At 71.9% G+C, this 26,666-nt stretch carries 21 protein-coding genes; 15 read left to right on the plus strand and 6 right to left on the minus strand.

Going from position 1 to position 26,666, the window contains the following annotated elements:
* Nucleotides 1-5 precede the first annotated feature (5 nt).
* Together BJY18_RS01725 and BJY18_RS01730 are read right to left on the minus strand one after the other, a co-directional pair.
* Nucleotides 6-845 carry an SDR family NAD(P)-dependent oxidoreductase gene (locus tag BJY18_RS01725; protein ID WP_184777066.1) on the minus strand — a complete coding sequence of 280 codons (840 nt, stop codon included), beginning with the start codon at nt 843-845 and terminating at the stop codon, nt 6-8.
* Nucleotides 846-949: 104 nt separating this feature from the next.
* A complete protein-coding gene (locus tag BJY18_RS01730; RefSeq protein WP_184777068.1) occupies nt 950-2,293 on the minus strand; it encodes a cytochrome P450 in 1,344 nt (447 codons plus the stop codon).
* A 125-nt stretch (nt 2,294-2,418) separates the two neighbouring features.
* On the opposite strand from BJY18_RS01730, the gene BJY18_RS01735 reads away from it, so the two are divergent.
* Together BJY18_RS01735 and BJY18_RS01740 are read left to right on the plus strand one after the other, a co-directional pair.
* On the plus strand, nt 2,419-3,018 hold the full coding sequence (locus tag BJY18_RS01735; RefSeq protein WP_312873702.1) for a TetR/AcrR family transcriptional regulator: 600 nt from the start codon (nt 2,419-2,421) through the stop codon (nt 3,016-3,018).
* Nucleotides 3,019-3,514: 496 nt separating this feature from the next.
* Nucleotides 3,515-5,578 (plus strand): phosphocholine-specific phospholipase C, encoded by a 2,064-nt coding sequence (locus tag BJY18_RS01740; protein WP_184777072.1) that lies wholly within the window; start codon nt 3,515-3,517, stop codon nt 5,576-5,578.
* On the opposite strand, the gene BJY18_RS01745 is transcribed toward BJY18_RS01740, so the two are convergent.
* Nucleotides 5,565-5,858 (minus strand): hypothetical protein, encoded by a 294-nt coding sequence (locus BJY18_RS01745; protein ID WP_184777074.1) that lies wholly within the window; start codon nt 5,856-5,858, stop codon nt 5,565-5,567. The genes BJY18_RS01740 and BJY18_RS01745 overlap by 14 nt on opposite strands.
* Before the next feature lie 399 nt (nt 5,859-6,257).
* Between BJY18_RS01745 and BJY18_RS01750 the strand changes: the two genes are divergently transcribed.
* From BJY18_RS01750 to BJY18_RS01790, 9 genes are all read left to right on the plus strand, one after another.
* Nucleotides 6,258-6,851 carry a TetR/AcrR family transcriptional regulator gene (locus tag BJY18_RS01750; protein ID WP_184777076.1) on the plus strand — a complete coding sequence of 198 codons (594 nt, stop codon included), beginning with the start codon at nt 6,258-6,260 and terminating at the stop codon, nt 6,849-6,851.
* Nucleotides 6,848-8,011: a GDSL-type esterase/lipase family protein gene (locus BJY18_RS01755; RefSeq protein ID WP_184777078.1), complete on the plus strand. Its 1,164-nt coding sequence runs from the start codon at nt 6,848-6,850 to the stop codon at nt 8,009-8,011. The genes BJY18_RS01750 and BJY18_RS01755 overlap by 4 nt, the downstream gene beginning before the upstream one ends.
* A 172-nt stretch (nt 8,012-8,183) precedes the next feature.
* Nucleotides 8,184-9,659: an amidohydrolase family protein gene (locus tag BJY18_RS01760; protein WP_184777080.1), complete on the plus strand. Its 1,476-nt coding sequence runs from the start codon at nt 8,184-8,186 to the stop codon at nt 9,657-9,659.
* Nucleotides 9,656-10,762, plus strand: coding sequence for a M20 family metallopeptidase (locus tag BJY18_RS01765; RefSeq protein WP_184777082.1), 1,107 nt, complete (start codon nt 9,656-9,658; stop codon nt 10,760-10,762). The genes BJY18_RS01760 and BJY18_RS01765 overlap by 4 nt, the downstream gene beginning before the upstream one ends.
* Nucleotides 10,755-11,624, plus strand: a complete 870-nt coding sequence (locus BJY18_RS01770) for a GNAT family N-acetyltransferase (RefSeq protein WP_184777084.1) — start codon at nt 10,755-10,757, stop codon at nt 11,622-11,624. The genes BJY18_RS01765 and BJY18_RS01770 overlap by 8 nt, the downstream gene beginning before the upstream one ends.
* Before the next feature lie 2 nt (nt 11,625-11,626).
* Nucleotides 11,627-12,733 carry an o-succinylbenzoate synthase gene (gene menC / locus BJY18_RS01775; protein WP_184777086.1) on the plus strand — a complete coding sequence of 369 codons (1,107 nt, stop codon included), beginning with the start codon at nt 11,627-11,629 and terminating at the stop codon, nt 12,731-12,733.
* An 88-nt stretch (nt 12,734-12,821) separates the two neighbouring features.
* Nucleotides 12,822-14,486 (plus strand): PucR family transcriptional regulator, encoded by a 1,665-nt coding sequence (locus tag BJY18_RS01780; protein ID WP_312873703.1) that lies wholly within the window; start codon nt 12,822-12,824, stop codon nt 14,484-14,486.
* A gap of 496 nt (nt 14,487-14,982) precedes the next feature.
* Complete coding sequence (locus BJY18_RS01785; protein ID WP_184777090.1) at nt 14,983-18,285, plus strand: serine hydrolase; 3,303 nt, start codon at nt 14,983-14,985, stop codon at nt 18,283-18,285.
* A 627-nt stretch (nt 18,286-18,912) separates the two neighbouring features.
* Entirely contained in the window at nt 18,913-19,800 is an 888-nt protein-coding gene (locus BJY18_RS01790; RefSeq protein ID WP_184777092.1) for an alpha/beta fold hydrolase, read from the plus strand.
* A 40-nt stretch (nt 19,801-19,840) separates the two neighbouring features.
* Here BJY18_RS01790 and BJY18_RS01795 read toward each other — a convergent pair whose 3' ends face one another.
* Complete coding sequence (locus tag BJY18_RS01795; protein ID WP_184777094.1) at nt 19,841-20,509, minus strand: TetR/AcrR family transcriptional regulator; 669 nt, start codon at nt 20,507-20,509, stop codon at nt 19,841-19,843.
* Nucleotides 20,510-20,650: 141 nt separating this feature from the next.
* Between BJY18_RS01795 and BJY18_RS01800 the strand changes: the two genes are divergently transcribed.
* On the plus strand, nt 20,651-21,595 hold the full coding sequence (locus tag BJY18_RS01800) for an SDR family oxidoreductase (protein WP_184777096.1): 945 nt from the start codon (nt 20,651-20,653) through the stop codon (nt 21,593-21,595).
* A 57-nt stretch (nt 21,596-21,652) separates the two neighbouring features.
* Here the strand turns inward: BJY18_RS01800 and BJY18_RS01805 are convergent, their stop codons facing one another.
* Nucleotides 21,653-21,919, minus strand: coding sequence for a GlsB/YeaQ/YmgE family stress response membrane protein (locus BJY18_RS01805; protein ID WP_184777098.1), 267 nt, complete (start codon nt 21,917-21,919; stop codon nt 21,653-21,655).
* A gap of 230 nt (nt 21,920-22,149) precedes the next feature.
* Here BJY18_RS01805 and BJY18_RS37665 point away from each other — a divergent pair, with 230 nt between their 5' ends.
* Both BJY18_RS37665 and BJY18_RS37935 read left to right on the plus strand, forming a co-directional pair.
* Entirely contained in the window at nt 22,150-22,320 is a 171-nt protein-coding gene (locus BJY18_RS37665) for a CocE/NonD family hydrolase (protein WP_376774750.1), read from the plus strand.
* Nucleotides 22,321-22,750: 430 nt separating this feature from the next.
* Complete coding sequence (locus BJY18_RS37935) at nt 22,751-22,930, plus strand: CocE/NonD family hydrolase C-terminal non-catalytic domain-containing protein (RefSeq protein WP_376774751.1); 180 nt, start codon at nt 22,751-22,753, stop codon at nt 22,928-22,930.
* Nucleotides 22,931-22,966: 36 nt separating this feature from the next.
* Here BJY18_RS37935 and BJY18_RS01825 read toward each other — a convergent pair whose 3' ends face one another.
* Nucleotides 22,967-24,820: a glycoside hydrolase family 5 protein gene (locus tag BJY18_RS01825; RefSeq protein ID WP_184777102.1), complete on the minus strand. Its 1,854-nt coding sequence runs from the start codon at nt 24,818-24,820 to the stop codon at nt 22,967-22,969.
* 211 nt (nt 24,821-25,031) lie between these two features.
* Between BJY18_RS01825 and BJY18_RS01830 the strand changes: the two genes are divergently transcribed.
* Nucleotides 25,032-26,660 (plus strand): GMC family oxidoreductase, encoded by a 1,629-nt coding sequence (locus BJY18_RS01830; protein ID WP_184777104.1) that lies wholly within the window; start codon nt 25,032-25,034, stop codon nt 26,658-26,660.
* Nucleotides 26,661-26,666 lie beyond the last annotated feature (6 nt).

Below are 26,666 nucleotides of genomic sequence, written 5' to 3' on the forward strand. Positions count from 1 at the left end.
GCCTCCTAGCTCGGGGAACGGCGGCCGGACAGCAGCCGGCCGAGCAGGTCGTAGTAGTGGGTGGGCGAAACCCGCACGAGGGCGTCGAAGAGGTAGGCATCCGGTCCGACGAGAATACGCGCCTTGCCACGCTCGACGCCCCGGTGGATGATCCGCGCGGCCTGCTCCGGGGTCGTCCTCGCGCTCGCCTCGAACGCCGCGGCCAGCTCCTGCTTCGTGCGGTCACGCCCGCCCGGGTCCTGACGCATCCGTCCATTGCGGACGATGCCGGTCTTGATCCCGCCCGGATGCACGGTGATCGCGCTCAGCCCGCTGCCGCGCAGCTCCTGGCGCAGCGAGTCGGTGAACCCGCGGACGGCGAATTTCGCCGCGCAGTAGGCACTCTGGTACGGGATACCGGCCAGCCCGAACACGCTGGAGGTGTTGACGATCGCGCCGTGACCCTGCCCGGCGAGGATCGGCAGGAACGCCCGGGTGCCGTTGACCACGCCGTGGAAGTCGATGTCGTGCAGCCACGCGTCGTCCTCGGCGACGGCGTCGGCCACCGTCGAGGACAGCGCGACCCCGGCGTTGTTGAACACCGCGGCCAGCGGGGCGGGCAGCCACTCGCCGACCTCGCCGGCGAACTTCAGCTGGTCTCCGGCGTCGCGGACGTCGAGGACCCGGCTGAGCACCGGTCCGGGCAGCCCGGCGGCGGTCTGCTCGAGACCGCGTTCGTCGACGTCCGCGAGCGCGACCGGCGAGCCGAGCCTGCCGAGCCGCTGCGCGAGGGCGCGGCCGATCCCGGAGGCGGCGCCGGTGATCACCACCGGGCGGCCGGTGAGCCTGGGACGGGATGGGGGCATCGTCGTTCGTGGTCCTCTCTTCGTGCCGGACAATCCCGTGCTCGCCGAGGTGTGCCGGTGAGCTGGATCGCCGGACTGCCCGGCAGCTTCGGCCGGCTCGGTGCTCACCTCGCACCCGCCGTCGAAGCCGGTGCGGGGGCGGCCGGATCGGTGCGGCGCCGGCGCACCACCGCGAGCCCGCCCTTGCCGGGAGCGTTCGCGATGCCGCGGGAGTGCCACGCCTCGCCCGGCGCGGTCGTGGCAGCCAGGTCGAAATCACGCAGCAGCGTCCGCAGCACCACGTGCATCTCCAGATTCGCGAACGCGGCACCCAGGCACCGGCGGGCGCCGCCGCCGAACGGAATCCATTCGTACAGATCGGGTTTCGCGGTCACGAACCGCTGCGGGTCGAACCTCGCCGGATCCGGGAAGACGTCCGGATTCTCGTGCACCAGTGAGATGCCGACCAGGACGGTGAGCCCCTTCGGCAGCGTCCAGCGGCCGAGCGGGACGCCATCGGCGTGGATCTTGCGGCCGACCACGTCGATCACCGGCCGGGTGCGCTGCACCTCGACAATGGTCGCCTCGCGCAGCGCCTTGCCGCCCTCTCGATCCTCTTCGGACAGTGCACTGAGGACGTCCGGGTGCCGGCGGAGCCGTTCCACCGCCCAGGCCAGCGTGGTCGCGGTGGTCTCGTGCCCGGCGCTGAGGATGGTGAGCAGCTGGTCGGCGATGTCCCGGTGGCTCATCGGGGTGCCGTCGTCGTAGCGGGCCTGCAACATCAGCGCGAGGATGTCCTCGCGCGCGTCGAGGTCGCCTTCCCGCTCCGCCTTGGCGATCAGGTGCTCGATGATGCCGTTGTACTCGCGGCGCATGATCCGGAACCGGCCCCACGGGCTCCACCGGCCCCAGTCGACGGTGGGGATGGGCAGCACGGCCAGCTTCGAGCCGAGTTCGACCAGCGCCGGCAGCAGCTCGCGGAGCCGGTCGAACTCGGGGCCGTCCGCGCCGAACACCGCACGCAGGATGATGTTGAGCGTGATCCGCATCATCGACGGGAGCGTGGCGAACTCCCGGCCCTGCGGCCAGCTCGCGAACTCGCGGTCGGTCTCCTCCTGCATGATCCGCTCGTAGGCGGCGAGCCGGCGGCCGTGGAACGGCGGGACGAGCAGTTTGCGCTGCTTGCGGTGTTCGTCCCCGGTGAGCGCGAACAATGAGCCCGGGCCGAGCACCCGGCCCAGATTGGGCTCCACGTTTTCCGCGAGGTTCGGGCCGAGCTGGAACAGCTGCTTGATCTCCGCCGGGTCGCCGAGCACGAGCACCCGGCCGAACACCGGTGACTTCACGGTGAACGCGTCGCCGTAGCGGTCACGGATCCGGCCGAGCCCGCGCCGTGGCCGGGTGAGCGCGTAGACCGCCTGCACGAACCAGGGGGCGCTCGGTCCGGCGGGCAGGCGTGAAGTCGTCATCTGCGGTCCCTCCCGGTGGTACGTTCGCGTACCGCGCCGATGGTACGCTGATGTACCACCTGCGTTCAAGAGGATCTGCGATGAGAAGGACCTGCGTTCACGAGGGAAGGGATGGCGTGCCTCCGGTGACCACAGCACGGACCCGGTCCGCGGCGCCGGCCGGTTTCCGGCAGCGGCTGCTCGCCGGGCTGGCGGAATCGATTGCCGAACGGGGCTATCCGGACACCACCGTCGCCGACATCGTGCGACTGGCCAGGACCTCGCGGCGGACGTTCTACGAGCACTTCTCCGGTAAGGACACGTGTTTCGTCGCGTTGATCACCGAGACGAACGGCGAGATGATCCGGCGGATCTCGGCCGCGGTGGACCCGGCCGCGCCCTGGTGGGACCAGGTTCGCCGCGCGGTCGGGGCCTGGCTGGACATCGCGACCGGCGAGCCCGCGGTCACGGTCAGCTGGATCCGGGACGTGCCCGCACTGGGCTTGCTGTCCCGGCAGCTGCAGCGGGATCTGATGGAGAACTTCGTGACGATGATCCAGACCCTCACCGACACCGAAGAACTGCGCGCGGCCGGCGTCGGCCGCGCCTCGCGCCCGGTGGCGATCGTGCTGCTGGGCGGCCTGCGTGAACTCATCGCCACCACGATCGAGGACGGCGGCCGGATCGACGACGTCCGGGAGACGGCGGTCACGACCGCGCTGGCTCTGCTCGGCCCGCGGGGCTGAGTCCGGCTGTGGGGCTGAGCCGGTTCGGGAGTGGACCGGTTCGCCTGGCTGAGTCGGCCCGAGTGCCCAAGTCGGCTGGAAAGCTTGACTCGGCCCGCGCGGCCGCCGGCCTGGAAGCTTGACTCGGCCCGCTGGGCTGCACCGGCCCACGGGGCTGAGCCGAGCCGGTCCGCGGGGCTGAGCCGGTCCGCGGGGCTGAGCCGGCCCGCTGGGCTGAGCCGGCCCGCTGGGCTGCACCGGACAAAGCCCGGGATCGTTGCTGTGACAGTGGATTCGCCGTGCTCGTCGCCTGCCGGTTGCCCGTTCGTCGCCACCCGGCTGCCCCCGTGTCACCGGGCGTGGCGGAGTGGACGATCGTCGGTTGACACGCCGCCGCGGCGGGCCGCATGATTCGGGCGTTTGCAGTACGGTCGGCCGTATTCCGTGCCGTGCGGCCGTTCCCGGGACCGGGTCCGGCCGCGCGGCACGGCCACCCGGGGCTCGCGAGGAGAAAACGATGCCAGCGCTCAACCGTCGCACCTTCCTCCAGGCCGCCGCGGCCGCCGCGGTCAGCTCGGCGATGCCCAGCGTCGCGCGGGCGGCTTCGATCCCGGCCGCGATCCGCAGCGGGACGCTGGCCGATGTGGAGCACATCGTCGTGCTGATGCAGGAGAACCGGTCGTTCGACCACTACTTCGGCACGCTGAACGGGGTGCGTGGGTTCGGTGATCCACGGACGATCCCGCTGCGCAGCGGCGAGAACGTGTGGCACCAGGCGGACAACGGCGGGAAGGTGACGCTGCCCTTCCGTCCCGACGAGGACAACCTCGGCCTGACCTTCATCGAGGACCTCAACCACGACTGGAACGGCACGCATTCGGCCTGGAACAAGGCACTCTGGGACAACTGGATCCCGGCCAAGGGCACCACCACGATGGCGTACCTGACCCGCCGCGACATCCCGTTCCACTACGCGCTGGCCGACGCCTTCACCGTGTGCGACGCCTACCACTGCTCGATGCTGTCCTCCACCGACCCGAACCGGTACTACCTCTACTCCGGCTGGGTGGGCAACGACGGCTCCGGCGGCGGACCGGTGCTGGGCAACGAGGAAGCCGGCTACGGCTGGACGACGTTCCCGGAGATCCTGGAGCGCGCAGGCGTTTCCTGGAAGCTCTACCAGGACTCCGGGGAGGGCCTGGACGAACCGGGCAAGTGGGGCTGGACGGAAAACCAGTACATCGGCAACTACGGCGACAATTCGCTGCTGTACTTCGACCAGTACCGCAACGCCGCGGCAGGCGATCCGCTGTTCGACAAGGCCCGCACCGGCACCAGCGTGAAGAACGGCGACGGGCTGTTCGACCGGCTGCGCGCCGACGTGCAGTCGGGCGATCTGCCGTCGGTGTCCTGGATCGCCGCGCCGGAGGCCTACTGCGAGCATCCGTCCTGGCCGGCCAACTACGGTGCCTGGTACATCTCCGGAATCCTGGACGCGCTCACGTCGAACCCGGACGTGTGGAGCAAGACCGCGCTGCTGATCACCTACGACGAGAACGACGGCTTCTTCGACCACGTGCCGCCGCCGGTTCCGCCGCTGAACGGCGACTGGGGACTCTCCACTGTGGACACCGCGGGGGAGATCTACACCGGCGGGGCGGACGCCTCCTACACCAAGGACGTGCCCTACGGGCTGGGTCCGCGGGTGCCGCTGCTGGTCGTTTCGCCGTGGAGCGTGGGCGGCTGGGTCTGCTCGCAGACCTTCGACCACACCTCGGTGATCCAGCTCATCGAGCAGCGTTTCGGCGTGCACAACCCGAACATCTCGGACTGGCGGCGCGCGGTCTGCGGCGATCTCACCCACGCTTTCGACTTCACCGGCGCGAACAGCGCAGTGCCGAACCTGCCGGACACCGGCAGCTACGCGCCGCCTCCGGACCACAGCACGCCGCCCGACTACCACCCGGTGCCGCCCGAGACCGGGTCGGTGCCCGCACAGGAATCCGGGCTGCGCAAAGCCCGCGCCCTGCCCTACGACCTCGTGGTGGACTCCGAGGCGAAGGACGGCCGGCTGCACCTGAACTTCACCAACTCGGGCGCGGCCGGGGCGGCTTTCCACATCACCTCGACGGCGCGCACGGACATTCCGTGGGTGTACACGGTCGGCGCGGGCCAGACGGTGGCCGACAGCTGGGAGCTCTCGGGCGAGAAGTACCAGCTCTCCGTGTTCGGCCCCAACGGCTGGCTCCGGGAGTTCGGCGGCGCGGTCTCGGCGGTGGGCCCGGAGGTGACCGCGCGGCACGACGCGGCGAGCGGTCACGTCACGCTGAGCTTCGCCAACCCCACCGGCGAGAGTGTCCGGTTCACCGCCGCCGACGCCTACGACTCCGGCAAGGAGTACTCCTACGACGTGGCCGCGGGCGGTACCCGGGACGTGCCCGGCTGGGGCGTGGACCAGGCGAACGGGTGGTACGACGTCACCGTGAAGACCGGCCAGGACGAGGCCTTCGTCCGCCGGGCCGCCGGGCACGTCGAAACCGGCGCGGCCTCGACCAGCGACCCGGCGATCACGGCGAGCTGACCGGCGGGCTCATCGGGATACTGCCCGGCAGCGCGGCCACCGCTGCCCGGTAGCGACTGCTGAAGTCCTGAGTGGACGGACGTCGGCCCGGACGCCGGTCGGTGTGCGCCAGCCGGGCCTCGAGTGCGTCGCGGTGTCGCTCGATTTCGGGGAGCCCGAACTGCCCGCCGAAGCCCCGGACGGAAACGTGCCCGGGTGGGAGGCGGCCGGTGTGGTGCAACGCCCGGCCGCCGACGGCACTCGCCCGGCTCGGTGGCGCCTGCGTGCTTGCCTCGACCATGCACCCGGACGCGCACGGGGAGAGCCTGCTCCGGCTCGGTGCACACGAGGTCGTGCCCGGGCCTTGGCCCCGATCTGGTCTGGCTCGCGAACCAGGTCGCCGCCGACGCTGCGACCCGCAGATCGCCTGACGGCGGAGCCGGGCGTCGGCGGACGAGGCGCTGGCCGCGTTGCGTGGCCGCCGGATACACGGCAGGGCGGTGCCGGAGGTCCGCTGAGACCGGCCGCGCCAGGGCTGCTCGAACTCGTCGCTGATCCGGTGCGCAGGTCTTCGAGGTCCCCGGCCGCTCCAGGCCCCCGGTGCGGCCGGGGAGCCCGCCGAAGTGCTCCGCCGGTGAGCGTGCGCACATCTGCCGGTTATTCCCTGTAGGAGTTTGCCTAAATACTATAGGCTGACCCCATGACTCGTACTCCGCTCTCCGCGGCTTCGGTGATCGCCGAAGCCGCCGTCGTCGCCGACGAGGACGGTTTCGAAGCCGTCAGCCTCTCCGCGGTGGCACGGCGGCTCGGCGTGCGGACACCGAGTCTGTACTCGCACGTCCGGGACCGGGAAGCGTTGCTGGACGGGATCAGCGCGCTCGCGCTCGCCGAGCTTTCCGGCCGGATCGCGGAGGCGATCGCGGGCCGGGCGGGGCGGGCGGCGCTCGACGGCTTCGCGGCCGCGCACCGGGCGTACGCGCGGGAGTCGCCCGGCCGGTGGCAGTCGCTGCAGCGCCGTGTCGGAGCTACCGCTGTGCGTTCCGACGGCGCTCGTGACGTCGTCGTGCTGACGGCCGCGGTGCTGCGTGGCTACCCGGTGCCCGAGGAGGAACACGTGCACGCCGTGCGGGTGCTGGGCAGCACCCTCAACGGCTTTCTCTCGCTGGAACGCATCGGCAGCTTCGACCACAGCCGTCCCGGCCCCGAAGTCTCGTGGCACAAAACTGTCGACGTGCTCGACGCGCTGCTGCGCGCCTGGCCCGCCGGATCCGGAAAGGACACCACCGCCCCATGATCACCACACCGCTGAGCGCCTCGTATTTCCGCGGTGCCGCCGAACTCGAGGAAACCGCCCGTGGCCTGCGGCCGCATCGGCTGCCCGGATGGGTCCGCGCGCAGTTCCCGGAGCCGCGGCTGCTGATGATGGAAGGCCAGCCCTCCGGCGTGCGGCTGGTCATGACCACCTCGGCGCGGACCGTCGAGCTGCTCACCCATCCGACGTGGGTCGCCTACCGCGGCACGGACCGTCCGCGCGGCTGCGTCGACCTCGTCGTGGACGGCGAGTTCTTCGCGAGCGCGCCGCTGTCCGGCGGGGACCTGATCGAGATCGACCTCACCACCGGACAGACCGAGGTGCGCCCCGGTCCCGCGCATCCGGTCGTCTTCGACGGGCTGCCTGCCGGTGCGAAGCTGGTCGAGCTGTGGTTGCCGCACAACGAATCGGTCGAGCTGGCCGGACTGTGGACCGACGAGCCGGTCCGGCCCGCCGAGCGTCGCGGCCCGGTCTGGCTGCACCACGGCAGTTCGATCAGCCACGGGTCGAACGCGGCCGTGCCGACCGGGACCTGGCCGGCGGTCGCCGCCCGCCGCGGCGGCGTGGAGCTGCGCAATCTCGGGCTCGGCGGCAGCGCGCTCGTGGACCAGTTCACCGCACGGGTGATGCGCGACGCCCCGGCCGATTTCCTCAGTGTGAAGCTGGGCATCAACGTGGTGAACCTGGACGCGATGCACCTGCGCGCGTTCGTCCCGGCCGTGCACGGTTTCCTGGACACCCTCCGCGACGGGCATCCGGACACGCCGCTGGTGCTGATCTCACCGATCTTCTGCGGGATCCACGAGGACACGCCCGGCCCCGGCGCCTTCGATCCGGACACGTTCCGCACCGGCCACGTCACGTTCGTCGCGACGGGTGACAGCGCGGACCAGGAGCGTGGGCGGCTCACCCTGCGGGTCGTGCGCGACACGCTGGCGGAGCTCGCCGGGCACCGGGCCGATCCGAACCTGCACTACCTCGACGGAACCACGCTGTACGGCGAACAGGACGCCGCCGAACTCCCGCTGCTGGACGCCCTGCACCCGGACGCGGTCGCGCACCGGCTGATCGGCGACCGGTTCGCCGAGTACGCGTTCGCGCCGACAGGCCCGTTCGCGACGCGTGCGCCCGCTGCCCGCTGACCTCGCCGCCGGGCCGCCGGCCGAGGGGAGTCCTTTGTGGACGCCGGCTGGCTGCCCCGGCCGTTCGTCGGCTCGGATCAATCCCGGGGTGCCGGTTCGTCGGCTCCGACGAATCGGCACCGCCCGGGCGCCGCCTAGGGTCGGGTGCAGCGGCGTTCGGGAGGAGACATCCATGCAGACACTCGTGCGGGGCGGCCGGGTCGTCGATCCGGCCGGCGGGTTCGAAGGACCCGCCGACGTGCTCGTGACCGACGGCCGGATCGCGGCGGTCGGGCCCGGGCTGGAGGCCCCGCCGGGGGCGGAGATCGTCGAGGCGGACGGGCTGGTCGTCGGGCCGGGGTTCGTCGACCTGCACAGCCACGTGCATTCGATCGCCGGACAGCGGCTGCAGGCGATGGACGGCGTCACCACCGCCCTCGATCTCGAGGCCGGGGTGATGCCGCTCGAGCGGGCCTACGCCGAGGCGGGTGCGGCCGGGCGGCCCCTGCACTACGGCTTCTCCGCGTCCTGGGGCGGTGCGCGGGCGCAGGTGCTCGCCGGGATCGCGCCGGACGCGCGGATCGAGTCCTCGCTCGCGGTGCTGGGCAATCCGCGGTGGCAGCGTTCGTCGTCCCCGCGTGAACTGGCCGAGTGGCTGTCGCTGCTGGAGGGGGAGATCGCCGCGGGGGCCCTCGGCATCGGGATCCTGATGGGATACGCGCCCGCCACCGATCCGGCGGAGTTCGTGGCCGTCGCGCGGCTCGCGGCGAAGGCCGGGGTGCCGACCTACACGCACGTCCGCGAGCTGATCGAGGTCGATCCGGACACCCCCGTCGACGGCTCCGCGGAAATCGCCGACGTCGCGGCCGAGACCGGCGCGGCAATGCACCACTGCCACGTCAACAGCACCTCGGGCCACCACATCGAACGCGTGCTCGCCACCCTGGACAAGTCCCGGCGGGCGGGGTCGCGGGTCACCGTCGAGGCCTATCCGTACGGGGCGGGCAGCACCGCGGTCGGCGCCGCGTTCATCTCGCCGGAACGCTTGCGGCTGAAAGGACTCGGGCCCGCCAGCGTCGTCCTGCTCGAATCGGGCGAGCGGATCGCCGACGAGGCGCGGCTGCGGCAGGTGCGGGCCGACGATCCGGGCGCGCCGTGCATCCTGGAATTCCTCGACGAGCGGTCCGAGCGCGACCGCGGGCTGCTGCGCGAAGCGCTCGCGTTCCCGGATTCGATCGTCGCCAGCGACGCGATGCCGGTGTACTGGCCGGACGGCCGCCACGAAAGCACCGAGTGGCCGCTGCCGCCCGGCGGCACCACGCACCCGCGCACGGCGGGCACGTTCGCCAAGACGCTTCGCCTGATGGTGCGGGAGACCGGGAGCTGGACCTGGCTGGAAGCGTTCCGCCGCTGTTCGTACCTGCCCGCGCGGATCCTCGACGACGTGGCCCCGGCCGCACGGGCGAAGGGGCACCTCGCGGTCGGCGCCGACGCCGACCTGGTGGTGCTCGACCCGGCGGTGATCACCGATACGGCGACGTTCTCCGATCCGACGCGTCCTTCGCTCGGCGTCCGGCACCTGTTCGTCGGCGGGGAACCGGTGGTCGCCGACGGTGTCCTGCGCGCAGGGGCCCTGCCCGGCGCTCCGTTGCGAGGGGAGCCTCGGTGACCGGCCTCGACACGCTCCTGGCGGACATCGAAACCCTGGTGTGCTGCGAATCGCCGTCCGAGGACCACGCGTCCGTCGCCCGGAGCGCGGAGGTGGTGGCGGCGATCGGCCGGCGCCTGCTCGGCGTGGAGCCGGAGTTCGTGCGCACCGACGGCTGCACCCATGTGCGCTGGCGTTTCGGCTCCGGTCCGGCGCGGGTGCTGCTGCTCGGCCACCACGACACCGTGTGGCCGCTGGGTTCGCTCACGACCCACCCGTTTTCGGTACAGGACGGCGTGTTGCGCGGGCCCGGCTGCTTCGACATGAAGGCGGGCGTGGTGATGGCCCTGCACGCCGCGGCGGCGTTGGAGGACCGTGCTGGCCTGACGATCCTCGTGACCGGAGACGAGGAGATCGGCTCCCCGCGTTCGCGGCCGTTGATCGAGGAGGAAGCCCGCGGCTGTGCCGCGACGTTCGTCCTCGAAGCGTCCGGTGACGGCGGAGCGTTGAAGTGCCGGCGCAAAGGCGTTTCCCTGTACCGGATCGAGATCACCGGACGCGCCGCGCACGCGGGTCTCGAACCGGAGAAGGGGATCAACGCCGGCATCGAGGTCGCACACCAGATCCTCGCGGTGGCGGGCCTCGCCGACGGCGAGCGGGGCACGACCGTGGTGCCCACCGCGCTTTCGGCCGGTACGACGACGAACACGGTGCCGGCCGCGGCCGGTGTCGCGGTGGACGTCCGTGCCTGGGACGCCGCGGAACAGGAGCGCGTGGACCGGGCGGTTCGCAGTCTGCAGCCGGTAGTCGCCGGCGCCCGGATCCGGATCGAGGGCGGGATCAACCGGCCGCCACTGGAGGCGTCCGCCTCGTCTGGTCTGTTCGAGCTGGCCGGGAAACTGGCGGCGGACCTCGGACTCGAGCCACTCACCTCGGCCTCGGTCGGCGGCGCCTCGGACGGCAACTTCACCGGCGGGCTCGGGGTTCCGACGCTGGACGGCCTCGGCGCGGTGGGCGGCGGCGCGCACGCCGAGGCCGAGCACGTGCTCGTGGCCGAGCTGCCCCGGCGCACGGCGTTGCTGACGGCGCTCACGAAAACCGTGTTGGGCGGGGGAAATGACTGACTTGGTACGGGACGCCTCGGTACGCGACGAGGCGGAGGCGGCGGCTGCTGCCGCGGCCTCCGCGTCGGGGGTGGCGATCCGGGAGCTGTCCGACCTCGCCGACCTCACCGCGGTGTGCCGCCTGCTCGACTCGATCTGGCGGCCCGCCCCGGACAGCCGGCCGGTGACCACGGAGCTGCTGCGGGCGATGTCCTCGGCCGGCAACTACGTGTCGGGCGCCTACGACGGCGATGCGCTGCTGGGTGCCTGCTTCGGGTTCTTCGGGCCGCCGTCGAAAGGACTGCACAGCCACATCGCCGGCGTCGCCCCGGAAGGACTCGGCCGCGGCCTCGGCTTCGCGCTCAAACAGCACCAGCGTGCCTGGGCGCTGCGCCAGGACGTCACGAGGATCTCCTGGACGTTCGATCCGCTGGTGCGCCGCAACGCGCACTTCAACCTGAGCAAGCTCGGTGCCCGTGCGGCGGCCTACCTCCCCGATTTCTACGGTCCGATGCACGACAGCATCAACGGGGCCACGCCCACCGACCGGCTCCTGATCGCCTGGGACCTCACCAGCGCGTCCGCCCGCGCCGCGGCGCTCGGCGATCCGCCGCACGAGGACGCGGCCGCGCTCCGGCGCCACGGCGCGGAGGCTGCGCTGTCGGCCGGTGCGGACGGCGGGCCGGTGACCGGACCGGCCGGCGCGCCGACCGTGCTGGTCGCGGTGCCCTCGGACATCGAGGCGCTGCGGCGGACCGACCCGCCGCTGGCGCTGTCGTGGCGGAGCGCGCTGGGCGAGGTGCTGTCCGGGTTGCTGGCGGACGGGGCCGTGGTCACCGGATTCGACCGGGCCGGCTGGTACGTGCTGACGAAGAAGGAGTGATCGTGAAACTCGATGGGGTCGAGCTGCTGCGGGTCCGGATGCCGCTGGTGGCGCCGTTCCGGACGTCGTTCGGTACGCAGGACGTCCGGGACGTGCTGCTGGTGCGGGTGGTGACCTCGGCGGGGGAGGGCTGGGGCGAGTGCGTGACGATGGCCGATCCGCTGTACTCGTCGGAATACGTGGACGGCGCCGAGCACGTGCTGCGCACCTTCCTCGTACCGGCGCTGCTGCGGGCAGGCGAGCTGACCGCGAACAAGGTCGCCCCGCTGCTGGCCCCGTTCAAGGGCCACCGGATGGCCAAGGGCGCGCTGGAGATGGCCGTGCTGGACGCCGAGCTGCGCGCACACGGGATGTCCTTCGCGAACGCACTGGGGTCCACTGTGGACTCCGTGCCGTGCGGGGTGTCGATCGGGATCATGGACTCGATCCCGCAGCTGCTCGACGCGGTCGGCGGCTACCTCGACGCCGGGTACCTGCGGATCAAGCTGAAGATCGAGCCCGGCTGGGACGTCGAGCCGGTGCGCGCGGTCCGGGAGCGCTTCGGCGACGACGTGCTGCTGCAGGTGGACGCCAACACCGCCTACACCCTCTCCGACGTGGCGCAGCTGCAGCGCCTGGACCCGTTCGGGCTGCTGCTGATCGAGCAGCCGATGGAGGAGGAGGACGTGCGCGGGCACGCCGAGCTCGCCCGGCACCTGCGCACGCCGATCTGCCTGGACGAGTCCATCGTCTCGGCCCGCTCGGCCGCGGACGCGATCGCGCTCGGCGCCTGCCGGATCGTGAACATCAAACCCGGCCGGGTCGGCGGCTACCTGGAGGCGCGGCGGGTGCACGACGTCTGCGCCGCGCACGGCGTGCCGGTGTGGTGCGGCGGGATGATCGAGACCGGGCTGGGCCGGGCGGCCAACGTCGCGCTCGCCTCGCTGCCGGGCTTCACCCTGCCCGGCGACACCTCGGCTTCGGACCGGTTCTACCGCACCGACATCACCGAGCCGTTCGTGCTGGCCGACGGGCGGCTGCCGGTGCCGTCCGGGCCCGGCCTCGGGGTCACGCCGATCCCGGCGAAGCTCGCCGAGGTGACGACCCGCAAGGAGTGGCTGAATTCGTAGCCTCCGACCACTTCGGTGCTAGATTCGGTGCGATCGGACCAACCCGGTTCGATGTGACCGCGGTTACCTTCGGGTGGTGCTCACGCCGGTGCCCGTCAAGCCCCACACCAGCCTGGCGCGCGTTCTCGACGATCTCGGGGGCGTGCTGCTGGAACCGGTCGCGGGTGTGCGCAGTTCGCGGCGGCGCCTCGGCGGGGTGGTCATCCACGATCCGCTGGACACCGGGCAGCCGCCCGCCCACGCGGTGGTGCTGGGCGTCGGTGTGCGGGAACCCGACGACCTCGTCCGGCTCCTGCACGGCTACGGCGAGCAGGGCGCGGCGGCGCTCGTCGTCCGGCTGCCGGTCGAGCCGACTCCGCAGGTGCGGCGTGCCGCGGAGAAGTCGGGGGTCGCGCTGCTCGGCCTGGCCGGCGGTGCGTCGTGGGCGCAGCTCGCCGCGCTGCTGCGCACCCTTCTCGCCGAGGGCGACGTCGGCGAGAGCGCTCCGCAGACGCTGGGCGGGGTGCCGTCCGGGGATCTGTTCGCGGTGGCCAACGCGGTCGCGGCGCTGTTGGACGGGCCGGTGACCATCGAGGACGGATCCTCGCGGGTGCTGGCGTTCTCCGGACGGCAGGACGAGGCCGACGACGGGCGCGTCGAGACGATCCTGGGCCGGCAGGTGCCGCCCCGCTACACCCGCGGCCTGGAGCGCGCCGGCGTCTTCGAGCGGCTCTACCGCGAACCGGGGCCGGTGTACGTGGATCCGGCGGACCAGGACTTCGCGATGGCCGTGCCGAGGGTCGCGATCGCGGTCCGTGCGGGCGACGAAGTCCTCGGGTCGATCTGGGCGGCCGTGCCCGGGCCGCTCAGCGCGGAACGCACCCAGGCACTCGTCGACGCGTCGAAGGTCGTCGCGCTGCACCTGCTGCGGCTGCGCGCGGGCGCGGACGTGGAACGCCGGTTGCGCACGGACCTGGTGAGCACTGCGCTGGAGGGCGGCCCGTCGGCGCCCGAGTCGATCGCGCGGCTCGGCCTGCTCGGCCAGCCGGCGACCGTACTGGCGATGGGGGTGGCCGGCGCTCCGTCGGCCACGCCCGAGGACGACGTGCGCCGGGCGGCCGACCGCCAGCGGCTCGCGGACGCGCTGGCCATGCACCTGGGCGCGGTCCAGCCGCGGTCGGCGGTCGCGCTGGTGGGCGACGTCGCGTACGGCATCGTGCCGATGCCGGACGGTCCCGAGGACCGGGCGGAGCGCGCCGTGCGCCTGGCCTCGGCCTTCCTCGAGCGCACCGGGCACCGCACCGCCGCGGCGATCGGCATCGGCCCGCCGGCCTCGGACGGGTCCGGTCTCCGGCGTTCCCGGGACGGCGCGGACCGGGCGCTGCGGGTCCTGCTGGCGCACGACGGCGTCCGCCGGGTGGCGACCGCGGCCGACGTCCACGTGGACGCGCTGATGCTGGAGCTGGCCGACCTCGCCGCGGCCCGCGGGGACGAGGTGGCCGGCCCGGTGGCCCGGCTGCAGGAGTACGACGCGCGCCACCAGTCCCAGCTGGTGCACACGCTGCGCTGCTGGCTCGACGCCTTCGGCGACGTGGTGGCCGCCTCGGCGATGGCCTACGTGCATCCGAACACGTTCCGCTACCGGCTGCGCCGGCTGGCCGAGGTGGGCGGGATCGACCTGGACGACCCGGAACAGCGCTTCGCCGCGATGCTGCAGCTGCGCCTGCTGCCGAAACCCGCGGCGGGTTCCGGCACCGCGTCCGGCGAGTCCTGAGGGCAAGCCCGTTCCCATCCCGCCGGTCCGGTGTGGACGGAAGGAGTGTCCGATGCGGACAACGGAGATCACCGGCCGGGCGGCCGTGCCCGGCTCGAGTGTCCTGCTGCCCGGTACCGGTGGGCGGGGCCGCGGCGGCGGACCTGCTGCTTCGACGTGAGGGAGTACGCCGACGGCGGCCGGTACGCGGTCGCGGTGTTCGCCCAGGCGCGGGACGCGGGTGCCCGAGCGCGACGCGTTTCCCCGGTTCGCCCGTGCGGCCGAGGCGCTGCGGGGCGGAGTTCCGTCCGCCGGGCCCGAATGTCCGGGCGGGTCTCGTCGGTTCGGACGAACCCGCGGCCACTCCGGCGGCCTAGCATGGCGGAACCCGATCGCGAGGAGGGGGACCTGCCCGGATCCTGGCGAGTTCGCCTGCCGGTGCGAACGCCGGCCGCCCGGTTCCCGTGCACCGGCCGCAGAAATCCCGTATGAGCATCCACTCGAGGAGGAGCCCCGCATGACCCGGCGTGTCCGCATCGACGACCTGACCGCGCTCGAAATCCCGGCGGAGCCGGCGCTGTCCCCGGACGGCAGCCGCATCGTCTACGTCCTGCGGACCGCCGACGAGGAGGCCGATCGCGACACCCGTGCGTTGTGGCAGGTCCCGGCCGCCGGCGGGGAAGCGCGGCGGCTGACCCGCGGTCCGGGCGACGCCGCCCCCGCATGGTCCCCGGACGGCAGGCGGATCGCCTTCGTGCGGGCCCAGGACGGCCCGGGCCAGGTGTGGCTGCTGCCCGCCGACGGCGGTGAGCCGGAGCAGGTCACCACACTCCCGCTCGGCGCGGGCAGCCCGGTGTGGCGTCCGGACGGCGGGGCGCTCGCCTTCTCCGCCCCGGTCGACTCGGCGGCCGAGCCGGGGGAGGACGACCCCGCCAGGGCGACCGTGCCGGTGGTCGCCGGACGGTTGGAGTACAAGGCCGACGGCGCGGGCCTGCTGCGTACGGTGCGCAGCCACCTGCACGTCCTCGACGTCGCCACCGGCGAGGTCCGCCAGGTCACCTCGGGCGACTGGAACGCGGGCACGCCCGCCTGGTCCCCGGACGGCAGCCTGCTGGCCTTCTCCGCGGCCCTCGACCCGCGTGCCGATCTCACCCTCCGTTCCGCCGCTTACGTTCTCGACCAGGCCGACCGCCTGGCGGAGCCTCGCCTCGTCGGCTCCGACGAGGGCGTCGCCGGAGCCGTGACCTGGACCGCCGACGGCAGCGCGCTGCTGGTCGTCGGCCGCGCGGACCCGAGGCCGGGGCATGCCGGTCTGCTGCGGGTGCCGCTCGACGGCGGGGAGACCACCGATCTCGCCGCGTCCCTCGATCGCAACGTCATGCCGGGCGGGCCGGCCTATCCCGGCGGGCTGCCGCAGCTGACCGGCGACGGCCGCACCGTCCTGTTCTGCGTCCGCGATCGTGGCTGCACGCACCTGTACGCGGTCGATGTCGAGGGCGGCGCGCCGCGGCTGGTCGCCGGCGGCGCCGGCACCACGGTCGCGGGCCTTTCCGTCGTCGGCGACACGGCTGCCCTCACGCTGGCGACGCCGACCTCGTACGGGGAAGTCGCCATCGTCGCCACCGTCGCCGGTGGGAAGGTGGAGGTCCGCACTCGGCACAGCCTCGCCGACGTCGAGTTGTTCGCACACGAGGAACGGGAGTTCACCGTGTCGGACGGCACGGTCGTGCAGGGCTGGCTACTGCGCGATCCGGCCCGCACCGGCCCGCTCCCGCTGCTGCTCGACATCCACGGCGGGCCGCACAACGCCTGGAACGCCACGGCCGACGCCGTGCACCTCTACCACCAGGAACTCGCCGGCCGCGGCTGGGCCGTGTTGCTGCTGAACCCCCGCGGCAGCGACGGGTACGGCGAAGCATTCTTCACCGCCGGGGTCGGCGGCTGGGGCACCGCGGACGCACGCGATTTCCTCGAACCGCTCGATCAGCTGGTCGCGGAAGGGACCGCGGACGCGGAGCGGCTCGCGGTGGCCGGGTACAGCTACGGCGGCTTCATGACCTGCTACCTGACCAGCCGGGACGACCGGTTCGCCGCGGCGGTCGCCGGCGGGGTGGTCAGCGACCTGGTGAGCATGGCCGGGACGTCCGACGCCGGGCATTACCTCGACGTCGCCGAACTGGGCGGGGCGGACGCCGCGAACTCGCCGCTGGCGCAGGTGGGACAGGTGCGCACACCGACGCTCGTCGTGCACGGCGCCGAGGACGACCGGTGCCCGGTGGGGCAGGCCGAACAGTGGTTCTCCGCGCTGCGGGAACGGGAAGTGCCCACTCGCCTGGTGCTCTACCCCGGCGCGTCGCATCTGTTCATCGTGGACGGGAAGCCCTCGCACCGGATGGACTTCAACCGCCGCGTGCTCGGCTGGGTGGAGCAGTACGCGGCCGGACGGCCGGTGATCGACGCCGCTCACTGGCGGCGCCGGCTGGCCGAGCTGGCCCGCAAGCACCGCGTTCCCGGTGCGGCGCTGGGCATTCTGCGCCTCGACGAGGAGCAGCCGGTGGTCACGAGCTTCGGCGTGCTGAGCAAGGCCACCGGGGTCGAGGTGACCGGCGACTCGCTGTTCCAGATCGGTTCGATCAGCAAGGTCTGGACCACCACGGTGATCATGCAGCTCGTCTCGGAAGGCCTGCTGGACCTGGACGCGCCGGTCACCGACGTGCTGCCGGAGCTGGTCCTGGCCGATCCGGAGGCCGCGAAGGGCGTGACCACGCGGCATCTGGTGACCCATACGAGCGGCATCGACGGCGACGTCTTCACCGACACCGGCCGCGGTGACGACTGCGTCGAGAAGTACACCGGCCGGCTCGGCGAGGTCACGCAGAACCACCCACTCGGCGCCACGTTCTCCTACTGCAATTCGGGATTCGTGCTCGCCGGGCGGGTGATCGAGAAGCTGACCGGCAAGACCTGGGACGCGGCGGTGCGGGAGCGGCTGTTCGCACCGCTGGGCCTGGCGCACACGGTGACGCTGCCGGAGGAAGCGCTGCTGTTCCGCGCCGCGGTGGGGCACATCGCGACCGGCGACGAGGAGCCACGTCCGACGCCGGTCTGGACGCTGCCGCGGTCGATGGGCCCGGCCGGGCTGATCAGCGCGTCCGCGGCGGACGTGCTGGCCTTCGCCCGGCTGCACCTGACCGGTGGCCTCGGCCCGGACGGTGCGCGCGTGCTCGCCGCGGACCAGGCGGCCGCGATGACCGAAAAAGAGGTGGACCTGCCGGACAAGGCCACGCTCGGCGACTCCTGGGGCCTGGGCTGGATCCGGTTCCTCTGGGACGGGCAGCTGGTCGTCGGCCACGACGGCGGCACGATCGGCCAGTCGGCGTTCCTGCGGCTGCTGCCGGAGCAGGGGCTGGCGGTCACGCTGCTCACCAACGGCGGCGACACGGCCGGGCTCTACCGCGAGCTGTTCGGCGAGATCTTCGGCGAACTGGCCGGCATCCGGCCGTCCGGTCTGCCGGAACCGTCCGCGGTCCCGCCCGAAGTGGACCTGCGGCCGCACCTCGGGGTCTACGAACGCGCGTCGGTGCGGACGGAGGTTCTCGAGGGCGAGGACGGCGCGCGGCTGCGGCTGACCCTGAGCGGCCCGCTCGCGGAACTCGATCCGGATCCGGTCACCGAGTACGAGCTGATTCCGCTGGACGACACGAGGTTCGTGTACCGCGCCCCCGGTGCCAGCGCGTGGACGCCGGTCGTCTTCTACACTCTCGCGACCGGGGAGCGGTATGTCCACTTCGGAGCGCGGGCGGCCCCGAAGGTGTCCTGAACCGCCGGCCCGGCGGGGGACGGTCCGGGCCTCTTTTCTGTCCACTGTGGACTGACTGGGGCCCGGTCGAACGGGTCCCGGTCGCCGGGCGTCCGGACGTTTGGCAGCGGCGGCCGAGGGCTATCCGGAGCCATGGGCCACGACAGGGCTCCGGTGCTGGACACAGGAGCTGATGGCCGACGCGGTCGGCGCCGGCGAGTCGACATTCTCCACGTGTGGCAGCTCGATGTCCCTCGAGACCGCGATGCTCGGCGAGCTCCACCGCGACGTGACGTTCGCGGTGGAGCCAGTCCGCGGCCTGGTACCTCCCCGCTCGTGGCACACCTCCGCGATCGCCCGGACGTCCGCACAGGTGCCGGGTCCCGTCGTCCGCGTGAATGAACTGCGCGACGATCCGGCGGTGGTCGGCGGACGAACTGGCGCGGACGCTCACCGCGCTCGGCGCCGCGGCCGGCTTCCCGGCGCCGGTGCATCGCCCGGGAAGTCGTCCCCGCCGCAGTCGGTTCCACTGTCCGATGTGGACCAGTCCGTCCGCCCGCGGGTGCGGTCCCGGCAGCCGTACGCTCGACCCGGCCGGCCGGCGTCACGTCGGCGAGCTTCCCGACGATCCCGAACGGAGAACCCGGTATGAGCCTTCCGCTTCCCGCCTCCTTCACCCGGCACCAGGTGGCCGCCGACGGCGTCCGGATCCACTGCATGGTCGGCGGGAGCGGTCCGCCGGTACTCCTGCTGCACGGCTATCCGCAGACGCACGCGATCTGGCATCAGGTCGCGCCGGCGCTGGCCGCCGACCACACTGTCGTGCTCGCGGACCTGCGCGGCTATGGCGACAGCGACAAGCCCGCACCGGGTCCGGGTGACGCGGAGTACTCGAAGCGGACCATGGCCCGTGACCAGCTGCTGGTGATGGAATCACTCGGCTTCCCGCGCTTCGGCGTCGCCGGGCACGACCGTGGCGGCCGGGTCGGACACCGGCTCGCCCTCGACGCGCCGGAGGCGGTGTCGGCGCTGGCCGTGCTGGACATCGTGCCGACCCGGTACGCCTTCGCCCACACGGACAAGGATTTCGGCCTCGGCTACTACCACTGGTTCTTCCTGGCCGCGGGCAACGGCATCCCGGAGCGGCTGATCGGTGCGGACCCGCAGTTCTGGATCACCGCCCGGATGACCGCCCGTCACCACGGCGGGACCGCGTTCGACCCCGCGGCAATGGCCGAGTACGTCCGCTGCTTCTCCGCTCCCGCGGCGATCGCCGCGTCCTGTTCGGACTACCGCGCCGCGGCCGGCATCGACCTGGTCCACGACGAGGAAGACGCGAGCCGCACCGTGGCCGCGCCTTTGCTGGCCCTGTGGGGCGAACACAGTTTCGTCGGCCGCAGCTACGACGTGCTCGGCATCTGGCGGGACTACGCCGGCGACGTCCGCGGTCACGCCCTGCCCTGCGATCACTACCTGCCCGAGGAACAGCCCGAGCTGGTCACCGAGGCGTTGCGCGGGTTCTTCGGCCCGGCGTGACCCGGCCACGCGTCTGCCGCGAAACGAGGGCGGAGCGGGCTCAGCGCGCGTGCCGGCCGAGCAACCCGTTCACGATGAGGTCCGCTAGGTCGCGTGCGGCGCACTCCTGGGATTCGCGCGTGACGGGTTGTTTGCGGCCGAGCCGGCGTGCGAGGGGTAGCTGGACGAGTGCGGTGACCGGGCTGAACACGGCGAAGAAGAGTACGTCGATGGGGACGGTCGGCAGCGCTCCGGCGGCCATGAGCCGTTCGATGGCCGGGATCAGCGGCCCGAGCGTCGGGTGCAGGTACTGCGTGTAGAGGTAGTCGAGCCGTTCGGATTCGCGGCCGAATTCGTCGGCGAGGAGCCGGGCGAGCAGTGGTGCTTCGACGGCGGCTTGGTAGAAGTGGGTGATGACGGCGTGGACTCGCTCGGCGTCGCCGAGGTCGGCTTCGAGGAGTCGCTGACGTTCCTTCTGGTCGTGTTCGAGCAGGGAGTCCACGATGGCTCGCCAGAAGTGGGCCTTGGAGCCGTAGCGGTCGTTGATGAAGTTGTGGCTGACACCGAGGCGTTTCGCGAGTTCCCTGGCGGAGGTCCGGTCGTAGCCGAGTTCGGCGAACGCTTCCATCCCGCGCCGGAGGACTTCGGCTTCGGTGGGAACCGGACGTGCGTCCGTGCCGGGACGTCCCGGCCGTCGTACCGCGCCCGCCACCGGTTCCCCTGTCGCCATGCGTGCGTCCTTCCCGTGCCGGTGTCCCCACCTGGGTGACAGAACTTGACACCGGTGAGAATACACTTAATCTGACAGTTGTCAGATCGCATCCGGCGGAGCTGTCCGGACCGGCGCAGGAATCCAGCGGGAGGAACAAGAATGCCGAAGACCACGCCGGACATCCGGGTCCCCGATCTCACGGGCAAGCTCGCGGTGGTCACCGGTGCCAGTGATGGTGTCGGGCTGGGATTGGCGACCCGGCTCGCCGGTGCGGGGGCAGAGGTGGTGATGCCGGTCCGCAACCCGCGCAAGGGTGAAGTCGCGATCGCCAAGATCCGCGGTGCGCATCCTGATGCCCGGCTGTCGTTGCGTGATCTGGATCTGTCGTCGTTGGCGTCGGTGGCCGCGGTCGCCGATCAGCTGGTCGGGGAGGGGCGGGCGATCCATCTCCTGGTGAACAACGCGGGGGTGATGACGCCGCCGGACCGGCAGACCACGAAGGACGGCTTCGAGCTGCAGTTCGGGACGAACCATCTCGGGCACGTCGCGTTGGTGGCCCGGCTGCTTCCGTTGCTGCGTGCGGGCAAGGCGCGGGTCACCTCGCAGATCAGCGTCGCGGCGAACCAGCACTCGGTCAACTGGGACGACCTGCAGTGGGAGCGCCGGTACAACGGAAACCAGGCCTACAGCCAGTCGAAGATCGCCTTCGGGCTGTTCGGTCTGGAGCTCGACCGGCGCAGCCGGGAGGGCGGCTGGGGGATCACGAGCAATCTGTCCCATCCCGGGGTGTCGCCGACGAACCTGCTCGCCGCGCGTCCGGAGGTCGGTCGCGACCGCGCCACGGTGAAGGCCCGCTTCATCCGGGCGTTGTCCGCGCGTGGCATCTTGTTCGGGAAGGTCGAGACGGCGTTGCTGCCCGCGCTCTACGCGGCGACCTCACCCAGCGCCGAAGGCGGTCGTCTCTACGGCCCCGACGGTTTCCAGCACCTCGCCGGCGCGCCGGCCGAACAGAAGCTGTACTCGCGCCTGCGCAGCGCGGACGACGCCCGCCGCATCTGGAAAGTCTCCGAGGAGCTGATCGACTTCCCGCTGTCGGCCGGGTGAGCACGCTCGCCGATTCCTTGTCTCGCAACCACTTCCGGGAACGGTGGCCGTGGGCGGTCAGTCCCGCCTTCGCCTGCCGAAGACCAGCCGGTACCCGGTGAGGATGACCAGCGCGCCGAGGATCGCCAGGCCCCAGGTGCGCAGGTCGAAGAACGTGCCGAGGTCGGTGTGGAAGAGCGTCTTGCCGATCCAGCCGCCGACGAAGGCACCGCCGATCCCGAGCAGGATGGTGATGATGCAGCCGCCGGGATCCTTGCCCGGCATGAGCATCTTCGCGATCACCCCGGCGATCAAGCCCAGCACGATCCACCCGACAACGCCCACGACTGTCCTCTCGTTCGCCTGCTGCGTGCGCGCCCAGGATGGCATGCACCGGCCGCGGGCCACCCGCCGGAGGGGCGCAAGCTGCCGCGGACGCGGTATGCGTTCGTGGTGGAGCGCGGCGTCCCGGCGCCGAGCCGCGACGGGATCACGCTGCTCACCGACCACTACCAGCCGACCGGAACGCTGGGGGCACCGCGCTGATCCGCACGCCGTACGGGCGTGGGCTGCCGATCAACGCCGAAGCCCGGGTGTTCGCCGGACGGGGCTACCAGGTGGTGCAGAGCTGCCGCGGCACCTCGGGTTCCGGTGGTCAGCTTCGGGCGTTGGTCATGGAGACAAAGGCCGCCGACGCGCTGGACATCGCCGGCTGGGTACGCGGACATGCGTGGTTCGACGGGTGACTGGCCACTTACGGTGCGTCCGACGTCGGCGCGACGCAGTGTGCACTGCGGGAGCACCCCGGACCGGACGACCCGTTCTGGGAACCCCGGCAGGCGAACGCCGCACTGGACACGGACGAGGTGCCGATCAGGCTGGTGGGTGGCTGGCAGGATCTCATGCTGTGGCAGACCCTGCGCCAGTACGAGGTCCTGCCCGGGCGCGACCTCGAAGCTCGCCCGGACGTGCTGACCTTCACCACCTCGCCGCTACGGAAGCACTCGAGATCATCGGCATGCCCGTGGTGGAACTGGACCACAGTCGCGGAAACCGGCACGCGGATCTCTTCGCGCGGCTCTGCGACGTCGACGAGAACGCCTGCTCCGCACCTTCTCCGAGACGCTGGTCCGTCTCGGCCCGGCAAACGCCGAGGACGGCCTGGTATGGCTGTCACTGGACTCCTGCGCACACCGGCTGCCCGCAGGCCACCGGCTGCGCCTGCAGGTGTCCGGTGGCTCGCACCCGTGCTGCCTACGCAACTCGGGGCGCACTGCCCGGCACGGAGACCGAACTCCGGCCCTGCCGGGACACCATCCCGCATCCCGGCTGATCCTCCCGATGAGTCCACAGTAGAGGGTCCACCGCCCTGGAGTGGCCCGGTCGCGGGAATCACGCACGGCAGAGCAGTGCGTCCGGCGTCCCGAGCGACCCGGCGCGTCGGGTGTATGCCACGCCCGCGACGGATTCTCCGGGTGCGCACTGTCCTTTGTAGCGTCCCGAGGCGAAGTCGCCGCCCGGGTCGTCCGGCGGACGGTTGTCGTCGCGGTCGAACCACACCGTACGATCGGTGTGGCCGAGGGGAGTGTCCGAGCGGCCGCACAGGACGGCCGAGAACGCCGCGCCCCGCACGCTGTAGCCGACCACCGCGTGCTCCGGCGGGCATTGGACCTTCGTGTAGCCGCTCGCCCAGTCGTGATCCACATACGTTTCGTCGTGCACGGCGGTGTAGTCGGCCGGCAGCGGGAGAGTTCCGGTGCACAGGCCGCGGTTGCCGGTGTGGGCCAGGCCGGCGAGGCGCTGGCCGTCGGGGCAGGTCGCCTTGCGGGCGCCGGAGTCCCAGTCCGGTTTCGCGCGGACCGCGAGCGAGGCCGGGAAGTCGGCGTGGTCGAGGGTGAGCATGGACCAGTGCTCGGCCGGCGGAATTCGGCCGGTGCGGGACGGGGCGTTCACCAGACGGCGCCACGCGGGGCCGCGCCAGTCGGTGCCGTCGAGGATGTCGATGCGGGAGCCGTCGGTGTCCCACGCGAGCAACGCCCAGCCGTCTCCCTTGCCGCCGCTCTGGAAGCCGACCGCGGGCCAGTAGGCGAAATCCGTGTCGGTTTCGGCGAGGTAGTCCGCGAAGTTCTCGAACCACGCGCGCGAGGCCGCGTCGGTGGTGCCCCGGCCCTCCCCGAACTCGCTGATCCACAGTGGAGCGGTGTAGTGCTTGCCGGTTTCCGCCGAGACGAAGAACGCCTGCCGGTACAGGACATCGCGCAGCTCCTGCGGCGACAGGTCGCGGTAACGCGGATCGTGCGTCTCGCCGACGCCGGTCGCGCCGGAGTGGTTCGGGCCGGTGTAGCCGTAGAAGTGCGCGGAGTAGACCAGCTTTCCCGATTCGACCAGGGTGTGCGACAGCGTGCGCGCCGGTTCGAGCGTCGGCCGGCCGTGCGGCAGCCCGTCCACGGGCAGCCCGGTCCAGTTGATGCCCTCCACGATGATCAGCAGATCGGGATTCGCCTCGGCCAGGATGCGGTCGGCCACCTGCTGGCTAGCGCGCTGCCAGTCGGCGCCGTTTCCGGTGCCCCAGCCGGGATCCTCGAGTGCGTTGCGGCGGACCTCGTTGTACAGGTCCGCACCCACGACCCGCTTGTTCGAGGCGTAGCGGCGGGCCATGAACAGCCAGTCGTCCTGCCACTGCTGTTCGGTCTGCGCGGTATCCCACCGTTCGTTGCCGTCGAGCCCGCAGCACCAGCGCGAGGTCGTGGTGTGGTTGTTGAGGATCACCGCGAAACCGCGCGCGGTCAGCCGGTCCACGACCCGGTCGTAGACCTCCAGCGGCGTCAGGCCGTGCAGCTGCGGGTTGGCGGGCAGGTCGGGCACCGGAGCCGGGTCGTGGATCATCGCGTTGGAGAACTGCAGACGCACGCTGTTGAGGCCGAGTTCGGCCAGCCCGTCGAGCACCGTGTCGATCGGGACCCGGTCCAGGCCCAGCGGAGTCTGGTAGGCCTGCTCACCCGCGTGGTGGTTCGCCGGATCGGCCACGTCGCCGGAACCGTTCCACGTTCCGCTCGCGCCGTGCCAGTTGGCGGACTTCAGCTTGAACCGGCTGCCGGTGGCGTCGACGACGTAACGGCCGCGGGTGCTGAGTGGTCCGGTCCAGCCGGCCGGATCGGCGGTGGCGGAGGCCTCCGCCACCGCGGGAAGCGGAGCGACGACGCCGATGGCCACGAGGACGGTGAACAACGCACCCAGGATCCGCACGCACAGACAGTAGCCAACCGGACCCCGAGCGCCCACCGGCCGAAAGTCGGGTCAGTGCGCTGCACGGACGGGCTTTCGGGATCGCAGGTCACCGCCGCCCTGCCCTCGCCATGGCTCGGTCGCACCATTGCGGACCGCGCGCCGCCGCTATACCGTGAGACGGAACTAGAACAGGTTATAGTCTGTGGCGGCGGCCGGGCGAGGAGCGGACATGGCGAAAAGGGCGGCGCGTGGGGTCGAGGCCGACTACGTGGTCGTCGGGTCGGGCAGTTCGGGGGCGACGGTCGCCGGACGCCTGGCGGAGTCCGGGGCCAGCGTAATCGTGCTCGAAGCCGGGAAGAGTGACGAGCAGCTGCTGGTGCGCAAGCCCGGGCTGGTCGCTCCGATGCACGCGGTGCCGCAGGTGAAGCAGATCGTCGACTGGGGATACTACTCCGTCGAACAGAAACATGTTCTCGATCGTCGGATGCCGGTGCCGCGGGGCAAGGTCGTCGGCGGATCCAGCTCCGTCAACGGCATGGTCTACGTCCGCGGCAACCGGGCCAACTACGATTCCTGGGCCGCGCAGGGCAATACCGGCTGGGACGCGGAAAGCGTCAACACCGCCTACAAGCGGATGGAAGACTTCGAGGACGGCGAAAGCGCGTTCCGCGGCGCGGGCGGCCCGATCCGCATCACCCGCAACAAGATCCCGCAGGAAGGCACCCTGCAGTTCCTCGACGCGACCTCCGGCGCGCTCGGCTGCGAGATCCTCGGCGACTACAACGCCGCGTCGCAGGAGGGCGTCAGCCGGATGCAGCAGAACGCCGCCGAAGGCCTGCGCTACAGCGCTTCCCGCGGCTACCTCCACCACCTCGCGCCCGGCACGCTCGAACTGCAATCCCGCGTGTTGGCCGAGAAAGTGGTCTTCGAGAACGGCCGCGCGGCCGGTGTCCGGGTACTCGACGCCGACGGCACCCGGCGCACCGTCCGGGCCGGCAAGGAGGTCATCCTCTCCGCCGGGTTCGTCGGCTCCGCGCAGCTGCTCATGCTCTCCGGGATCGGGCACGCCGAGCACCTGAGGGAGCACGGCATCGACGTGCTCGCGGACCTGCCGGTCGGCGACAACCTGCACGACCACATGTTCCACGCGCTGACCTTCCGCGTGTCCTCCTGCCGCAACAAGGGCACCGCACCGTACTTCGCGCGCGGCCTGGCCAGGGAGCTGCTGCGGCCCGGCACCACCTTCCTCGCGAACTCGGTGTTCGAGGCGGTCGCGTTCCTGCGGACCTCGCAGGCCGAGGCGGTTCCCGACCTGCAGCTGCATCTGCTGCCCTGGGCCTACGTCTCGCCCAACCAGGACGCGCCGATCCGGCACGCGGTCGACAAACGTCCCGCGCTCACCGTGCTGAGCACGATGATCTATCCGAAGAGCCGGGGCACCCTGCGGCTCTCCTCGGCCGATCCGGCCGCGACGCCGCTGATCGACCCGCAGTACCTGGCCGACCCGGCCGACCTCGAGGTGCTCGCCGAGGGGTCGGAGATGGTGCGCGAGATCTTCGCGTCGAAGGCGTTCAAGGGGTCGGTCAAGGAGGAACTGCACCCGGGCGCCGGGCTGCGCGGCCAGGAGCTGCGGGACGCGATCCTGAACCGCGCGACTTCGGTCTACCACGGCGTCGGCACCTGCCGGATGGGTGTCGACGAGCTGGCGGTCGTCGGCCCCGACCTCAGGGTCCGCGGGGTCGAGGGGTTGCGGGTCTGCGACGCCTCGATCATGCCGTCGATCACCGGCGGCAACACCAACGCACCCGCCATCATGATCGGGGAGAGGGGCGCACAGCTCGTCCTCTCCGGGAAGTGAGCCGGA

Origin of the sequence: Amycolatopsis jiangsuensis, from assembly GCF_014204865.1 — a bacterium.
In the GTDB taxonomy this organism is placed as follows: domain Bacteria; phylum Actinomycetota; class Actinomycetes; order Mycobacteriales; family Pseudonocardiaceae; genus Amycolatopsis; species Amycolatopsis jiangsuensis.

Excerpts from the sequence above, each read along its gene's own strand:
- BJY18_RS01725 (WP_184777066.1), bottom strand. The coding sequence starts at position 845 with ATGCCCCCATCCCGTCCCAGGCTCACCGGCCGCCCGGTGGTGATCACC.
- BJY18_RS01730 (WP_184777068.1), bottom strand. The coding sequence starts at position 2,293 with ATGACGACTTCACGCCTGCCCGCCGGACCGAGCGCCCCCTGGTTCGTG.
- BJY18_RS01740 (WP_184777072.1), top strand. The coding sequence starts at position 3,515 with ATGCCAGCGCTCAACCGTCGCACCTTCCTCCAGGCCGCCGCGGCCGCC.
- BJY18_RS01745 (WP_184777074.1), bottom strand. The coding sequence starts at position 5,858 with ATGGTCGAGGCAAGCACGCAGGCGCCACCGAGCCGGGCGAGTGCCGTC.
- BJY18_RS01750 (WP_184777076.1), top strand. The coding sequence starts at position 6,258 with ATGACTCGTACTCCGCTCTCCGCGGCTTCGGTGATCGCCGAAGCCGCC.
- BJY18_RS01755 (WP_184777078.1), top strand. The coding sequence starts at position 6,848 with ATGATCACCACACCGCTGAGCGCCTCGTATTTCCGCGGTGCCGCCGAA.
- BJY18_RS01760 (WP_184777080.1), top strand. The coding sequence starts at position 8,184 with ATGCAGACACTCGTGCGGGGCGGCCGGGTCGTCGATCCGGCCGGCGGG.
- BJY18_RS01770 (WP_184777084.1), top strand. The coding sequence starts at position 10,755 with ATGACTGACTTGGTACGGGACGCCTCGGTACGCGACGAGGCGGAGGCG.
- BJY18_RS01785 (WP_184777090.1), top strand. The coding sequence starts at position 14,983 with ATGACCCGGCGTGTCCGCATCGACGACCTGACCGCGCTCGAAATCCCG.
- BJY18_RS01790 (WP_184777092.1), top strand. The coding sequence starts at position 18,913 with ATGAGCCTTCCGCTTCCCGCCTCCTTCACCCGGCACCAGGTGGCCGCC.
- BJY18_RS01795 (WP_184777094.1), bottom strand. The coding sequence starts at position 20,509 with ATGGCGACAGGGGAACCGGTGGCGGGCGCGGTACGACGGCCGGGACGT.
- BJY18_RS01800 (WP_184777096.1), top strand. The coding sequence starts at position 20,651 with ATGCCGAAGACCACGCCGGACATCCGGGTCCCCGATCTCACGGGCAAG.
- BJY18_RS01830 (WP_184777104.1), top strand. The coding sequence starts at position 25,032 with ATGGCGAAAAGGGCGGCGCGTGGGGTCGAGGCCGACTACGTGGTCGTC.